The 14,009-nt window shown below is 64.4% G+C and carries 14 protein-coding genes and 1 tRNA gene; 3 read left to right on the top strand and 12 right to left on the bottom strand.

Annotated elements, in window-relative coordinates:
• Positions 1 to 6: 6 nt before the first annotated feature.
• From nuoI to D6B98_RS12545, 12 genes are all read right to left on the bottom strand, one after another.
• Positions 7 to 501 carry an NADH-quinone oxidoreductase subunit NuoI gene (gene nuoI / locus D6B98_RS12600; protein WP_191093171.1) on the bottom strand — a complete coding sequence of 165 codons (495 nt, stop codon included), beginning with the start codon at positions 499 to 501 and terminating at the stop codon, positions 7 to 9.
• A gap of 8 nt (positions 502 to 509) precedes the next feature.
• Complete coding sequence (gene nuoH / locus D6B98_RS12595) at positions 510 to 1,577, bottom strand: NADH-quinone oxidoreductase subunit NuoH (RefSeq protein WP_085969087.1); 1,068 nt, start codon at positions 1,575 to 1,577, stop codon at positions 510 to 512.
• A 10-nt stretch (positions 1,578 to 1,587) separates the two neighbouring features.
• Positions 1,588 to 3,663, bottom strand: a complete 2,076-nt coding sequence (gene nuoG, locus D6B98_RS12590; RefSeq protein WP_126257331.1) for an NADH-quinone oxidoreductase subunit NuoG — start codon at positions 3,661 to 3,663, stop codon at positions 1,588 to 1,590.
• Between the two features lie 5 nt (positions 3,664 to 3,668).
• Entirely contained in the window at positions 3,669 to 4,994 is a 1,326-nt protein-coding gene (nuoF, locus tag D6B98_RS12585; RefSeq protein ID WP_028136070.1) for an NADH-quinone oxidoreductase subunit NuoF, read from the bottom strand.
• A 15-nt stretch (positions 4,995 to 5,009) separates the two neighbouring features.
• Positions 5,010 to 5,216 (bottom strand): hypothetical protein, encoded by a 207-nt coding sequence (locus tag D6B98_RS12580; RefSeq protein WP_126257330.1) that lies wholly within the window; start codon positions 5,214 to 5,216, stop codon positions 5,010 to 5,012.
• Positions 5,216 to 5,827 (bottom strand): NADH-quinone oxidoreductase subunit NuoE, encoded by a 612-nt coding sequence (gene nuoE, locus D6B98_RS12575; RefSeq protein ID WP_091885987.1) that lies wholly within the window; start codon positions 5,825 to 5,827, stop codon positions 5,216 to 5,218. The genes D6B98_RS12580 and nuoE overlap by 1 nt, the downstream gene beginning before the upstream one ends.
• Positions 5,828 to 5,839: 12 nt before the next feature.
• Positions 5,840 to 6,802, bottom strand: a complete 963-nt coding sequence (locus D6B98_RS12570; RefSeq protein ID WP_164718561.1) for an FkbM family methyltransferase — start codon at positions 6,800 to 6,802, stop codon at positions 5,840 to 5,842.
• Positions 6,802 to 7,998, bottom strand: coding sequence for an NADH-quinone oxidoreductase subunit D (locus tag D6B98_RS12565; RefSeq protein ID WP_028136066.1), 1,197 nt, complete (start codon positions 7,996 to 7,998; stop codon positions 6,802 to 6,804). The genes D6B98_RS12570 and D6B98_RS12565 overlap by 1 nt, the downstream gene beginning before the upstream one ends.
• A gap of 2 nt (positions 7,999 to 8,000) precedes the next feature.
• The gene (locus D6B98_RS12560) at positions 8,001 to 8,615 is read right to left on the bottom strand and encodes an NADH-quinone oxidoreductase subunit C (RefSeq protein ID WP_126257328.1); all 615 of its coding nucleotides are present in this window, start codon (positions 8,613 to 8,615) and stop codon (positions 8,001 to 8,003) included.
• Between the two features lie 11 nt (positions 8,616 to 8,626).
• Positions 8,627 to 9,214: a NuoB/complex I 20 kDa subunit family protein gene (locus D6B98_RS12555; protein ID WP_028136064.1), complete on the bottom strand. Its 588-nt coding sequence runs from the start codon at positions 9,212 to 9,214 to the stop codon at positions 8,627 to 8,629.
• The gene (locus tag D6B98_RS12550; RefSeq protein WP_008136158.1) at positions 9,205 to 9,570 is read right to left on the bottom strand and encodes an NADH-quinone oxidoreductase subunit A; all 366 of its coding nucleotides are present in this window, start codon (positions 9,568 to 9,570) and stop codon (positions 9,205 to 9,207) included. The genes D6B98_RS12555 and D6B98_RS12550 overlap by 10 nt, the downstream gene beginning before the upstream one ends.
• Before the next feature lie 748 nt (positions 9,571 to 10,318).
• Positions 10,319 to 12,580 carry a TonB-dependent siderophore receptor gene (locus D6B98_RS12545; protein WP_164718560.1) on the bottom strand — a complete coding sequence of 754 codons (2,262 nt, stop codon included), beginning with the start codon at positions 12,578 to 12,580 and terminating at the stop codon, positions 10,319 to 10,321.
• 414 nt (positions 12,581 to 12,994) lie between these two features.
• Between D6B98_RS12545 and D6B98_RS12540 the strand changes: the two genes are divergently transcribed.
• The 3 genes from D6B98_RS12540 to D6B98_RS12530 all read left to right on the top strand — a co-directional run bounded on the left by D6B98_RS12540 (position 12,995) and on the right by D6B98_RS12530 (position 13,966).
• Positions 12,995 to 13,198, top strand: a complete 204-nt coding sequence (locus D6B98_RS12540) for a hypothetical protein (protein WP_126257325.1) — start codon at positions 12,995 to 12,997, stop codon at positions 13,196 to 13,198.
• A gap of 159 nt (positions 13,199 to 13,357) precedes the next feature.
• Positions 13,358 to 13,434, top strand: a tRNA-Asp gene (locus D6B98_RS12535).
• A gap of 202 nt (positions 13,435 to 13,636) precedes the next feature.
• Entirely contained in the window at positions 13,637 to 13,966 is a 330-nt protein-coding gene (locus tag D6B98_RS12530) for an HU family DNA-binding protein (RefSeq protein ID WP_126257324.1), read from the top strand.
• Positions 13,967 to 14,009 lie beyond the last annotated feature (43 nt).

The raw sequence follows: 14,009 nt of genomic DNA, 5'->3' as shown, positions 1-14,009 counted from the left end.
CTCACCTCACCGGTACGGCGCGTCGAGCTCGATCGCTTTCGCGATCTCGCGTTCCCAGCGATCGCCGTTGGCGAGCAGCTTGGCCTTGTCATAGAACAGTTCCTCGCGGGTCTCGGTCGCGAACTCGAAGTTCGGACCTTCGACGATGGCGTCCACAGGACAGGCCTCCTGGCAGAGGCCGCAATAGATGCACTTCACCATGTCGATGTCGTAGCGCACGGTGCGGCGGGTGCCGTCGTTGCGGCGCGGTCCGGCTTCGATGGTGATGGCCTGCGCCGGGCAGACCGCTTCGCACAGCTTGCAGGCGATGCAGCGCTCTTCGCCGTTCGGATAGCGGCGCAGCGCGTGCTCGCCGCGGAAGCGCGGCGAAATCGGGCCCTTCTCGAACGGATAGTTCAGCGTCGGCTTCGGCTGGAAGAAATAGCGCATGGCGAGGAAGAACGCCGAGACGAATTCCGACAGCAGAAGCGAGCGTGCAGTGGCGTTGACGTTGATACCCATGACAGCCCTCACTTCGGCGCGATGCCGGCGAAATGCAGCACGCCGGCCACCACGATCACCATCGCCAGCGACAGCGGCAGGAACACCTTCCAGCCGAGGCGCATCAGTTGGTCGTAGCGGTAGCGCGGCACGATCGCCTTTGCCATCGCGAACAGGAAGAACATGAAGAACAGCTTCAGCGAGAACCAGATGATGCCCGGCACCCAGTTGAAGGGTGGCAGATCCACCGGCGGCAGCCAGCCCCCGAGGAACAGGATCGTCGCCAGCGCGCACATCGTGACGATCGCGACATACTCGCCGAGCATGAACAGCAAGTACGGAGTCGAGCCGTATTCGACCATGAAACCGGCGACGAGCTCGGATTCGGCTTCGACGAGGTCGAAGGGCGGACGGTTGGTTTCCGCCAGCGCCGAGACGTAGAACACCACGAACATCGGGAACAGCGGCCAGACGTACCAGTTCAGGATGGTGAGCTGCGGCAGCCCGATCAGGCTGGCGAGGCCGCGCGCGTGCTGGGCCTCGACCACGGCCGTCAGGTTCAGCGTGCCGGCGCAGAGCAGCACCGTGATGATGACGAAGCCGATCGAGACTTCGTACGACACCATCTGCGCCGCCGAGCGCAGCGCGGCCAGGAACGGATACTTCGAGTTCGACGACCAGCCGGCCATGATGATGCCGTAGATCGACAGCGACGAGATCGCGAAGATGAAGAGGACGCCGACATTGATGTCGGCGATCACCCAGCCGAGATTGGTCGGGATCACCGCCCAGGCCGCGAGTGCCAGCACGCACGACACCAGCGGCGCCAGCAGGAACACGCCCTTGTTGGCGCCGGCTGGAATGATCGGCTCCTTGAGCACGAACTTCAAGAGGTCGGCGAAGGATTGCAGCAGGCCCCAGGGGCCGACCACGTTCGGGCCGCGCCGGATCTGCACCGCCGCCCAGATCTTGCGGTCGGCGAGCAGGATGTAGGCGATCGCCACCAGCAGGACGACGAGCACCAGCACGCTCTGCGCGACCATGATGATCAGCGGCCAGAGGAAACCGGTCCAGAATGCGCTTTCGAAGAATTCCATCAGATCACGCTCACTCCGCTGCGGTCAGCATGTGCCCGGAGGCGAGGCGCGAGCATTCCGCCATCACGGCGGACGCACGCGCGATTGGGTTGGTCAAATAGAAGTCCTCGACCAGCGGCTTGAACGGCGCCTTCTCGGGCGAGCCGCCCTTCCCCGCCAGCTTCCTGATCTGGTCGGCGGAGCCGGCTTCGATCTGGTCGAGACGGATCAGATGCGGCACGGCCTTGAAGATCGCCTGGCGCAGCTGCGCGAGCGAGTCGTAGCCGAGCTTCTTGCCGAGCGCTTCCGACAGCGCGCGGACGATCGCCCAGTCCTCGCGGGCTTCGCCCGGCGGGAACGCGGCGCGGCCCGTCATCTGCACGCGGCCTTCGGTGTTGACGTAGATCGCGGACTTCTCGGTGTAGGCGGCCGCCGGCAGGATGACGTCGGCGCGGTGCGCGCCGCGGTCGCCATGGGTGCCGATATAGACGACGAAGGTGCCGTCCGCCGCGTTGATCTCGTCGGCCCCGAGCAGGAACAGGAGGTCGAGCGTGCCGAAGGTCGTCATCTGCGCCGCGTTCAGCCCGCCGCCGGTTGCGGAGAAGCCGATGTCGAGCGCGCCCACGCGCGAGGCGGTCTCGTGCAGCACGCCGAAGCCGTTCCAGCCGTCCTTGAGCGCGCCGACGTCGAGCGCGAGCTTGGCAGCGGCCGCGAGGATGGCGGCGCCGTCGTGGCGCGAGGCGGCGCCTCCGCCGACCAGGATGATCGGGTTCTTGGCGTTTTTCAGCACGTCCATGAAGGAGTGCTTGCCGGCGGCGAGCTCACCGAGCGTCTCGGTGCCCGCGCCGAGATGATCGTAGTCGTAGGTCAGATCGGCCTTGGAGCCGATCACGCCGACCTTGAAGCCGCCGGCGCGCCAGCGCTTGCGGATGCGGGCGTTGAACACGGCCGCCTCTTTCCGCGGGTTGGCGCCGATGATGAGCAGCGCATCCGCCTGCTCCACGCCCGCCAGCGTCGGGTTGAAGATATAGGAGCCGCGGCCGAGCGAGGGATCGAAGGCATCGCCCCCCTGCACCGCCAGATTGCCGGAGCCGAACCTGGCGAGCAGGTCCTTCAGCGCGAACATTTCCTCGACACCGGCGAGGTCGCCGGCGATCGCGCCGATGCGCTTGCCGTCGGTGCGCGCCGCCTTGGCGGCGATCGCGGCAAAGGCCTCCTGCCAGCTCGCCGCGCGCAGCTTGCCGGCCTCACGGACATAGGGCCGGTCGAGCCGCTGGGTGCGCAGGCCGTCGACCACGTGGCGGGTCTTGTCGGAGATCCACTCCTCGTTCACGGCCTCGTTGATGCGCGGCAGGATGCGCATCACCTCGCGGCCGCGGGTGTCGACGCGGATCGCAGAGCCGAGACCGTCCATCACGTCGATCGACTGGGTCTTGCCAAGCTCCCACGGGCGCGCCGCGAAGGCATAGGGCTTCGAGGTCAGCGCGCCGACCGGGCAGATGTCGACGAGGTTGCCCTGCAATTCCGAGGTCAGGGCGTGCTCGAGATAGGTGGTGATCTCCATGTCCTCACCGCGGCCGGTGGCGCCCATCTCGGGGGCGCCGGCGACTTCCGCCGAGAAGCGGACGCAGCGCGTACACTGGATGCAGCGGTTCATCGAGGTCTTGACCAGCGCGCCGAGATATTTGTCCTCGACGGCGCGCTTGTTCTCGGCGAAGCGGCTGGTGTCGACGCCATAGCCCATCGCCTGGTCCTGGAGGTCGCACTCACCGCCCTGGTCGCAGATCGGGCAGTCCAGCGGATGGTTGATGAGCAGGAACTCCATCACGCCTTCGCGCGCCTTCTTCACCATCGGCGAACGCGTGGAGATTTCCGGCGGCTCGCCCTTGGGGCCCGGACGGCAGTCGCGCACGCCCCAGGCGCAGCTCGCGACCGGCTTCGGGCCGCCTTTCACTTCAACGAGGCACATCCGGCAATTGCCGGCGATCGACAGCCGCTCGTGGTAGCAGAAGCGCGGAATCTCGGCGCCGGCCGCCTCGCACGCCTGAAGCAGCGTGTACTCCGGCGGGACATCGATCTCTTTGCCGTCGATGATGAGCTTGGTCATTCTCTCTACTCCGCCGCGACCATGTTCACGGGATCGCGGACGCCGATATCGTCAATGTCGGCCCTGTGCGAATACTGGTCGATGCGCGCTTCGATCTCGTGACGGAAATGTGCGATCAGGCCCTGGATCGGCCATGCCGCCGCGTCGCCCAGCGCGCAGATGGTGTGGCCTTCGACCTGCTTGGTCACCTCGAGCAGCATGTCGATCTCGCGCTTGTGGGCGCGGCCCTCGGCCATGCGGGTCAGCACGCGCCACATCCACCCCGTGCCCTCGCGGCACGGCGTGCACTGGCCGCAGCTCTCATGCTTGTAGAAGTACGAGATGCGGGCGATGGCGCGGATCAGATCGGTCGACTTGTCCATCACGATCACGGCCGCGGTGCCGAGGCCCGAGCGCAGCTTGCTCAGACTGTCGAAATCCATCGGCGTGTCGATGATCTGCTCGGCCGGCACCATGCGCACCGACGAGCCGCCGGGGATCACGGCCTTGAGGTTGTCCCAGCCGCCACGGATGCCGCCGCAATGCTTCTCGATCAGCTCACGGAACGGAATGCCCATGGCCTCTTCGACGTTGCAGGGCCGCTCGACATGGCCGGAGATGCAGAACAGCTTGGTGCCGACATTGTTCGGACGGCCGATGCCGGCGAACCAGGCCGCGCCGCGGCGCAGGATGTCCGGCGCAACCGCGATGGACTCGACGTTGTTGACGGTGGTCGGGCAGCCGAACAGGCCGACATTCGCCGGGAACGGCGGCTTCAGGCGCGGCTGGCCCTTCTTGCCTTCGAGGCTTTCGAGCAGCGCGGTTTCCTCGCCGCAGATATAGGCGCCGGCGCCGTGCGCGACGTAGATGTCGAACGGCCAGCCGTTGACGTTGTCCTTGCCGACCAGCTTGGCCTCATAGGCCTGGTCGATCGCGGCCTGAAGGCGCTCGCGCTCGCGGATGAACTCGCCGCGGACGTAGATGTAGCAGGCATGCGCGTTCATCGCGAAGCTGGCGATCAGGCAGCCCTCGACCAAAAGATGCGGATCGTGCCGCATGATCTCGCGGTCCTTGCAGGTGCCGGGCTCGGATTCGTCGGCGTTGACGACGAGATAGCTCGGCCGGCCGTCGGTCGATTCCTTCGGCATGAAGGACCATTTCAGGCCGGTCGGGAAGCCGGCGCCGCCGCGGCCGCGGAGCCCCGAGGCCTTCATCTCGTTGATGATCCAGTCGCGGCCCTTGTCGATGATGGCCTTGGTGCCATCCCAGGCGCCACGGCGCCGCGCACCCTCGAGCCCCCAATCGTGGAGGCCGTAAAGGTTCTTGAAGATGCGGTCCTTGTCCTCGAGCATATCAGTGCTTTCCGATCAACGATTGGACTGCTTGTAGGCAAGTCCGGCGGCGCAGACGCCAAAGGTCAGCGCCCAGAGCAGGCTGGATTCCAGCGACGCGTTCAGGCCGAAACGCTGCAGCAGGAAGATGAAAGCGGCCGCCACGACGGCGTGCATCGCGACGAAGCCCCACTTCTTCATGGCACCGCTCTCCTGCCCTGCGGGCGACGAAAGATCACGCATCAGGTGATCTCCTTCAATGTGGTCGGCCCGGTGATCGGCGCCGAGAACTGGCGGCCGTTCTGCGGACCGGGCTTGGGCGGGTTGCCCGAGGCGAAGCCGTCGAGCACCTTGCCAAAACTCTCCTTGGTCAGGTCCTCATAGGTGTCCTTGCCGATCAGCACCATCGGCGCGTTCACGCAGGCACCCAGGCACTCCACCTCTTCCCAGCTGAAATTGCCGTCCTTGGACAGATGGAACGGCTCGTGATGGATGCGGTGCTCGCAGACGTGGATCAGATCCTCGGCGCCGCGCAGCCGGCACGGCGTGGTGCCGCAGACCTGGACGTGGGCCTTCTTGCCGACGGGGGCGAGCTGGAACATGGTGTAGAAGGTCGCAACCTCCAGCACGCGGATATAGGGCATGTCGAGCATGTCGGCGATGACGCGGATCGCGGCTTCCGAGACCCAGCCCTCGTTCTGCTCCTGCGCGCGCCAGAGAATGGCGATGACGGCCGAGGCCTGACGTCCGGCCGGATATTTCGCGATCTGCTGCCTGGCAAACGCGAGGTTCTCCTCCGTGAACGCAAAGCTCGCGGGCTGGACTTCCTTCGGTGCTAGTCGACGAACGGACATCTCTTCAATCTCTCACTGCATGCGGCGCGCGGTCTTCGCATTCAGGGCTTCGATCCTGTCCTGCCAGAATGCGCTTGCGGTGCCGAAAACGTTGTAGCCGACGTGAGTCGAGACCTTGATGCGGTCGAGGATCGACAGCTCGGTCACGGTCTCCATCCGTTTGCTGCGCGGATCGAACACGATCAGCTTCAGCGGGGTCTGCTCGAGGATGTAGCGCGACACCGCATGGGAGCGGTCGCTGCCGTGCTCCTCGCACATGATGACGCTGTCGGCCTGGAGCAGCCGCGCGCCGCCCTTGATCGCCTCGATCTCGACGCCTTCGACGTCGAGCTTGATCAGATACTTGCCGGTGGCAGCGACCCTGCCGTCCTCGATCAGATCATCGAGCGAGATGACCGGCACCTCCTCACCGCCCGCCGAGGGATCGCCGGCGATGCTGAAGGCTTCGTGCTTGGTGCCGGACAGCCGCGCGGTGCCGCGGGCCGCGCCGATCGCGCATTTCATCGTCTCGAAGCGATCGCCGTTGACGCGGGCGTTGTTGGCGAGCTTCGGGTAGTTCTGCCCCGACGGCTCGATCGCGATCGCCTTGTGCGCGCCGAACGGCTTGCTCGAGACCAGCACCGACCAGTAGCCGTAATTGGCGCCGCAATCGAGCAGCGTGTAGTCGACGTCGATGGAGTCGGCGAACAAGAGCTCGAGCTCGTCCTCGTAATTGTAGGAGCGGTTGAGCAGCTTGCTCCAATAGCCGTCGCCGTAGGGGAATTCGAACACGGCGTCGGGGTTGAGCTTGATCGCGATGTTGCGCTCGGGCAGCGTCTTCCGCAGCAAATTCGCGCAGGCGATGTAGCCCATATGCGAGAAGTGCGAGGAGATCTTCGATCCCGTCACCAGCGCCAAGGCAGCCGTCCGCTCCCACAGGTTGGCCCCTTCCAGGGCCCCCGAGGCGCGGTCAAACTGGATTGGCGCCTGCGCCATCACCGATCGACCTCTCCGAACACGATGTCGAGCGAGCCGAGGATCGCCGAGACGTCGGCGAGCAGATGGCCGCGGCAGATGTGGTCCATGGCCTGCAGATGGGCAAAGCCCGGCGCGCGGATCTTGCACTTGTAGGGCTTGTTGGTGCCGTCGGAGATCAGATAGACGCCGAACTCGCCCTTGGGCGCCTCGACCGCGGCGTAGACTTCGCCGGCCGGCACGTGCACGCCCTCGGTGTAGAGCTTGAAGTGGTGGATCAGCGCTTCCATCGAGCGCTTCATCTCGCCGCGCCGCGGCGGCGCGACCTTGTTGTCCTCGACGACGACGGGGCCCTTGCCGTCAGGCGCATTCAGCTTCTGGATGCACTGCTTCATGATGCGCACGGACTGGCGCATCTCTTCCATGCGGATCAGATAGCGGTCGTAGCAGTCGCCGTTCTTGCCGATCGGAATGTCGAAATCCATCTCGGCGTAGCATTCGTAGGGCTGCGACTTGCGCAGGTCCCAGGCCGCGCCCGAGCCGCGCACCATCACGCCGGAGAAGCCCCACTCCCAGGCCTCCTTCAGCGGCACCACGCCGATATCGACGTTGCGCTGCTTGAAGATGCGGTTGGCGGTGAGCAGGCGGTCGAGATCGTCGACGACTTTCAGGAACGGATCGCACCAGGCCTCGATGTCGTCGACCAGCTTCTGCGGCAGATCCTGATGCACGCCGCCGACGCGGAAGTAAGCTGCATGCATACGGCTGCCCGAGGCGCGCTCGTAGAACACCATCAGCTTCTCGCGCTCCTCGAAGCCCCACAGCGGCGGGGTCAGCGCACCGACGTCCATCGCCTGCGTGGTGACGTTGAGCAGATGCGACAAGATGCGGCCGATCTCGCAATAGAGCACGCGGATCAGCTGGCCGCGGCGCGGCACCTCGATGCCGAGCAGCTTTTCGGCGGCGAGGCAGAAGGCATGCTCCTGGTTCATCGGCGCGACATAGTCGAGCCGGTCGAAGTACGGGATCGCCTGAAGATAGGTCTTCTGCTCGATCAGCTTTTCGGTGCCGCGATGCAAGAGACCAATGTGCGGGTCGACGCGCGCGACCACCTCACCATCCAATTCGAGCACAAGACGCAGAACGCCGTGCGCCGCAGGATGTTGCGGTCCAAAGTTGATCGTAAAGTTGCGAAGCTGTTCGGGTTGCTCGTTCATGATCAGACCTTCGGCCCCGCTTTTTCATCCCCCGGAAGCACCGGATAATCCGCCCCCTCCCACGGCGACAAAAAGTCGAACTTGCGGAATTCCTGGTTGAGCCTGACCGGCTCGTACACCACCCGCTTCTCCTGATCGTCGTAGCGGACCTCGACGAAACCGGTGGTCGGGAAGTCCTTGCGTAGCGGATGACCCTCGAAGCCGTAATCGGTGAGGATGCGGCGCATGTCGGGATGGCCGACGAAGAACACGCCATAGAGGTCGTAGGCCTCGCGCTCGAACCAGTCGGCGCCGGGGAAGACGTCGATCAGCGACGGTACCTGGGTGGTCTCGTCGGCCTGGGCCTTGAGCCGGATCCGCGCGTTCAGGGTCGGCGACAGGAAGTGATAGATCACGTCGAAGCGCTTTTCGCGCGACGGATAGTCGGCGGCCGTGATGTCGGTGAAGCTGACGAAGCGACAGCTCGGGTCATCGCGGAGGTACTTGACCACCTCAACGATCTTGCTGACCTCGACCTCAACCGTGAGCTGGTTGAAGGCCACCGAATGACCGGTGGCGGCGCCCGGAAGCGCGCTAACGATCGTCTGCCCCAGGGCGTCGAGCTTGGCGTCGTCCATGACGTAAAACCTTAGCGTTCGATGGTGCCGGTGCGCCGGATCTTCTTCTGCAGCAGCAGCACGCCGTAGAGCAGCGCTTCCGCCGTGGGCGGGCAGCCCGGCACGTAGATGTCGATCGGCACGATGCGGTCGCAGCCGCGCACGACCGAGTAGGAATAGTGATAATAGCCGCCGCCATTTGCGCAGGAGCCCATCGAGATGACGTAGCGCGGCTCCGGCATCTGGTCGTAGACCTTGCGCAGCGCAGGCGCCATCTTGTTGGTGAGCGTGCCCGCGACGATCATCACGTCGGACTGGCGCGGCGAGGCCCGCGGCGCGAAGCCGAAGCGCTCGACGTCGTAGCGCGGCATCGACACCTGCATCATCTCGACCGCGCAGCAGGCGAGACCGAAGGTCATCCACATCAGGGAGCCGGTGCGCGCCCAGGTGATGAGGTCGTCGGTCGCGGCCACGAAGAAGCCCTTGTCGGACAGCTCGGAATTGACCTCGAGGAAGAACGGATCATTGGCGCCGACCGGCTTGCCGGTCGACGGGTCCAGGATGCCCTTGGGGGCCGGCGCGACGACCGGGCCCGTGGACGCTACAGGGGTCAATCCCATTCCAGTGCTCCCTTCTTCCATTCATAGGCGAACCCGACCGTCAGCACGGCGAGAAACACCACCATGGACCAGAAGCCGGTCGCGCCAAGCTTGCCGAACGCCACCGCCCAGGGAAACAGGAACGCCACCTCGAGGTCGAAGATGATGAAGAGGATGGCGACCAGGTAGAAGCGGACATCGAACTTCATGCGCGCGTCGTCGAAGGCGTTGAAGCCGCATTCATACGCCGACAGCTTTTCCGGATCCGGCTGCTGGAACGCCACGATGAACGGCGCGATCAGCAGCACGAGGCCGATCAGGCCCGCTACCCCTATAAAGACGACGAGTGGAAGATAGTTCTGCAGAATGCCGCTCATGGCGAGCCCTTTTTCCCGCAGCCTCGGGACAGCCACGGATTCGTCCGGTTTGGAATTATTCTGAGCCTTAGCGCAGTGCACCAATGGGCGCAAGACACGGTCTTTTCAGGCCCTTTGCCGCTCCCAGAACGGCAAAAATCCCGGAATCACCCCGCGTTGGTATGGAGCAGATCGCAGGGCCCAGCAAGGGCGGTCAGCCGTTTTGCAGGGGGAGCAGCTCGGAGATTGCGGCGCGCGGGCCACGGCAGCGCCTTGCCGTCGATCGCCCGAGGAAAACGCCGGGTTTTCGGCTGCGGCAGCGCACGCAGCGAGGGATAACACCCACCTCAGGAACCTTCGACTGTCCCCGGCGACAGCTTGGCTGGCCAAATCCGAAGCTGCAGCGCCCGAGGGGCCGGTGATTGTCAGCCGCGAGCCAAGACAAGGTTCAAGACAAGTTGGAGCAAGGACACCTATCCACAGGCGCAGGCCATCAGACGAGCCATGCATCGCGGTGAGGACCGGGCCTGCCTCCTGCGGGATCGGCATCGACTTGCGCTATAGTGCCGTCCGATCGGACCCCGCCGCGAGCGCGGCGACGGCGACGTGGAGGGCCGTCGCGCGTGCCGCGCTCGGATGAGCTTCGGGCCAGGGGGGCATAGCCCGGGAGCTCATCAAATGCGTGATCGAAGACCGGCGGCAGTCCAAACAGGGACAGAGGGACGGTCGAGATCAGGCCGGCCCGACCGATGTCTCCCCTCGCCCATCCTCACCATTTGTAGGAGACGCTGGCGGTCACGCGCCGGCGGTCGCCGTAGAAGCATGACGCGGCCGACGCGCAGCTCGCGACGTAGATCTTGTCGGTCAGATTGATCACGTTCAGCGCGGTCCGCCAGTTCTGCCATTCGTAGTGGAGCGCGAGATCGCCGAGCACGACCGCGGGGACCTCGAGGGTGTTGGCCTGGTCGGCCCAGGACGAGCCGACGTAGCGGACCCCGCCGCCGAAGCCGAACCCTTCGAGCGGTCCGTCCTTGAAGGTGTAGTCGGCCCAGCCCGACACCAGGAGCTCAGGCGTGTTGGTCGGCGTCTTCCCGACCAGCGCCGGATTGAGATCCTTGCTGGTGAAGAGATGATAGGCCGTGAAGGCGCCGATGAACTTCAGCTCCTTGGTGGCGTTGGCCACTACTTCGAGCTCGATGCCGCGCGAAGTCACCTCGCCGGTCTGGTTCTGCAACGTGGGGATCACCGGATCGGTGGTGGCCACGTTCTGACGTTTCAGGTTGAAGACCGAGGCGGTGAAGTAGCCGTCGAAGCCCTTGGGAGCGACCTTCACGCCGACTTCGGCCTGTTGGCCGGTCTCCGGCAGGAACAGGCGCTTCGTTGCACTATTGATGCCAATGATCGGATTGTAGCTGGTCGCGTAAGAGACGTAGGGCGCGATGCCGTTGTCGAAATTATAGATCAATCCGGCGCGCCCGCTGAACCTGCTGTCATCGCGGCTGGCGACGGTGGCGCCGGTATCACGAGCGGCCTGAGTCGTCTCGACCCAGTCATTGCGCCCGCTCAGCACCAGCGTGAAGTTGCCGAGCTTCATCTGATCCTGAAGATAGGTGCCGGCCTGCTTCTGCGTAATCCTGACATTGCTGAACGGATCGCCGGTGATCGGAATGTCACCCACACCATACGCTGGATTCAGCGCGTTGATCGACGGAACCCCGACGAAACTGAAGGCTTGATAGTCGTCGATCTGGTAGCCTCTCAGATCGACGCCGAACAGCATCGTGTGCTTCACCGGGCCGGTATCGAAACGATACTCCAACTGGTTGTCGAGATTGGCCTGGTTGGCCGTGTCCTTCGCATACCAATTATAACGGAAGATGTCGCCGGCCGTCGCATTGGTATAGCCGTTGCCGACGTAGCCGCGATAGGTCACATCGACGTGCGCGAACCGCGCATTCTGCCGGAACGTGAGGTCATCGGTGAGATTGCGCTCGAACTGGTAGCCGAGCATCTCCTGCTCGCGCGTGAACTTGTCGACGCCGGGATCGCCGACGAAGAAGCTGGTCGGGATCTTGCCGAACGGTGCGTTGGTCACCGTGCCCTGGTACGGCAGGAAGTTGATGCCGCGGGTGTCCGTCTTCGACGCCGACGCGAGAACCGTGAAGGTCGTATCGGCATCAGGCTTCCAGGTGAATGACGGCGCGATGAAATAGTTGTTATCAGGCGTGAAGTCGACCTGCGTGCCGCCGTTCCTGACCTCGCCGACGACGCGATAAAACAGCTTGCCATCCTGAGGCTGCGTCGCAACAGGCCCGCCGACATCGAAGCCGACATAAGCATTGCCGAAATTGTTCACTCCGGTCTCGATGTAGCGGATCGGCTCGGCCGGCGGCAGCTTGCTGATGACGTTGACGATGCCGCTCGGGCTCGATCCGCCATAGAGCACGGCGGACGGACCGCGGAGCACCTCGATGCGTTCCATGTTGGACGGCGGCAGCCGCCAGCTCGCATAGGCGGTGTAGAACAGCTGCATGCCGTCCAGGAACAGCCCAATGTCGTCGGACTTGAATCCGCGGATCAGCCACCAATCGTTGCGCGTATCGGCGCCGAATGTCCCGGCGCGCACGCCGGCGGTGTAGCGCAGGGTTTCGTCGAGCTTCATCGGCTTCTGGTCGCGGATCTGCTCGGCGCCGATGACGGACACCGATTGCGGCGTCTGCATGATCGGCGTGTTGGTCTTGGTGCCCGACGAGCTGCGTCCGGCGACGTAACCGTTCACCGGACCGCGCGGAGTCTCGACGAAGCCGACATTGCGCTGCGGCTGCTGCGGTCTGTTTCGAGCGGCGACCTGTTCCGACGCCCGCGGCAGACGGCGCTGAGGAGTTGTGGCCGCGCGGCGGCGGGCTTCCGGCGCGGTGACCGTCACCGACGGCAGGTTCTGCGCCCCACTCTGCGAGGAAGATTGTGCAAGTGATGCCTGCGGCATCAAGACCAAAGCGGACGCGGTCGCCAACACGGCCGACCGCAGCATTCCAAGACTGTTCAACGCGCCACCCCAAAGCTGCATGTTCGATACGTCATGCCGCTGTCCCCGGACGGCATGCGCTCGGACGTCACGCTTATGGGAGGGCGCGAAAATTCCCTAATTGAAAGCTTCTTAGAACGGCTCTTAGAAACGATCCAACATGTCCAAAGCTGCTGCGAGTCGGCCTGGCTTCTTTTCGGATTACCCGATTTTCCAATCAGCTTGCGGAAGCCCGGGACAGGTCGCCAGGCATCGGCGGAGCCGGACGCGACCAACCGGGCCCCCGCCCTCAGGTGCGGCGGACGAAGCCAGCCCGGCGGCGAGATGAAACCATTTTGCGGAACCCGCGAAACCATCCGGAAACAGATGGTCCTTAAGACAACAGCCATAGACGGCGGCAAAGCCCGTCGGGAGGCTCAGATGAACCACTCAATTCACTCTGCTGATCGTGCGACCCACCTCAAGATCGTGGTGGTGGCGCTGGTAGCCGGCATCATGGTGGCCGGCTTCGGGATCGCAGCCCGTACCAATGCCGATTACAGCCAGACCGCCCAATCCACCCAAGTGATCAAGGCCGGCAAGCCGGTGGTGGTGACGAGCGCCGGGACCTCGGAGATTCGCTGATAATCCTCTTCCGGGCTGACCAATGGCCGCCTTCGGGCGGCCTTTTTCGTTTTCCGGAGCAATGCTTAGCCGAGATGCACCGGGGAAGCGCAACGTCCTTGACTTCACCCAGCCCCGCCTTTAATTCCCCCCTCGTTCCGCGCGCATCGAGCGAACCACGCGGGAGTAGCTCAGTTGGTTAGAGCGCCGGCCTGTCACGCCGGAGGTCGCGGGTTCGAGCCCCGTCTCTCGCGCCATTTTGGCAATCCCTTCATAGCCTTAGCCTGAACTTCTCAACGCCCACGGCATCTGCGCCGGCATTTGACCGCGCACGGCGGGAACTCTCGGCATGGTCAGCCCGCGCCCGAATCGTCTACGCCTTCCAAAGCTTGGAGGGATTCCCCACGCATGACCGGGATTTCCGGGGCCTCCCTGTCATTGGAATCGAGGAGGCCAGCCATGGCTAAGAAGGATTCGGCGAAGAAAGATTCGGCGAAGAAGGCAGCCACTCCCGCCACCATCACGCTCAAGCATCTCGCCGCCGATATCGCCGAGAGCCAGGAGCTCTCGAAAAAGCACGCCGAGGCGGTTCTGACCGACATGGTCGACCTGATCGCCAAGCACCTGCGGAAGGGCGACCGCGTCCGCATTGTCGGTCTCGGCATCCTCCAGGTCCGCAAGCGCGCCGCCCGCACCGGCCGCAATCCCGCCACCGGCGAGGCGATCCACATCAAGGCGAGCAAGAAGGTCACCTTCCGTCCGGTCAAGGAACTGAAAGAGGCGATTTGAGGCAAGGTTTCGTTAGGCCTGTTCTCATCTCGATCCAGCCGCG

Source organism: Bradyrhizobium sp. LVM 105 (assembly GCF_003957705.1).
Classification (GTDB): Bacteria; Pseudomonadota; Alphaproteobacteria; order Rhizobiales; family Xanthobacteraceae; genus Bradyrhizobium; species Bradyrhizobium frederickii.
Note: the sequence above shows the minus strand (reverse complement) of the source record. Positions and strands in the feature narration are given on the sequence as shown.

Bases quoted from the DNA above. Each gene is read 5' to 3' on its own strand.
- D6B98_RS12550 (WP_008136158.1), bottom strand. From the start codon at position 9,570: ATGAGCGGCATTCTGCAGAACTATCTTCCACTCGTCGTCTTTATAGGG.
- D6B98_RS12545 (WP_164718560.1), bottom strand. From the start codon at position 12,580: ATGCTGCGGTCGGCCGTGTTGGCGACCGCGTCCGCTTTGGTCTTGATG.
- nuoF (WP_028136070.1), bottom strand. From the start codon at position 4,994: ATGCTCGAGGACAAGGACCGCATCTTCAAGAACCTTTACGGCCTCCAC.
- D6B98_RS12555 (WP_028136064.1), bottom strand. From the start codon at position 9,214: ATGGGATTGACCCCTGTAGCGTCCACGGGCCCGGTCGTCGCGCCGGCC.
- D6B98_RS12580 (WP_126257330.1), bottom strand. From the start codon at position 5,216: ATGCGTGATCTTTCGTCGCCCGCAGGGCAGGAGAGCGGTGCCATGAAG.
- nuoG (WP_126257331.1), bottom strand. From the start codon at position 3,663: ATGACCAAGCTCATCATCGACGGCAAAGAGATCGATGTCCCGCCGGAG.
- D6B98_RS12570 (WP_164718561.1), bottom strand. From the start codon at position 6,802: ATGGCGCAGGCGCCAATCCAGTTTGACCGCGCCTCGGGGGCCCTGGAA.
- nuoI (WP_191093171.1), bottom strand. From the start codon at position 501: ATGGGTATCAACGTCAACGCCACTGCACGCTCGCTTCTGCTGTCGGAA.
- D6B98_RS12530 (WP_126257324.1), top strand. From the start codon at position 13,637: ATGGCTAAGAAGGATTCGGCGAAGAAAGATTCGGCGAAGAAGGCAGCC.
- nuoE (WP_091885987.1), bottom strand. From the start codon at position 5,827: ATGTCCGTTCGTCGACTAGCACCGAAGGAAGTCCAGCCCGCGAGCTTT.
- D6B98_RS12560 (WP_126257328.1), bottom strand. From the start codon at position 8,615: ATGGACGACGCCAAGCTCGACGCCCTGGGGCAGACGATCGTTAGCGCG.
- nuoH (WP_085969087.1), bottom strand. From the start codon at position 1,577: ATGGAATTCTTCGAAAGCGCATTCTGGACCGGTTTCCTCTGGCCGCTG.
- D6B98_RS12540 (WP_126257325.1), top strand. From the start codon at position 12,995: ATGAACCACTCAATTCACTCTGCTGATCGTGCGACCCACCTCAAGATC.
- D6B98_RS12565 (WP_028136066.1), bottom strand. From the start codon at position 7,998: ATGAACGAGCAACCCGAACAGCTTCGCAACTTTACGATCAACTTTGGA.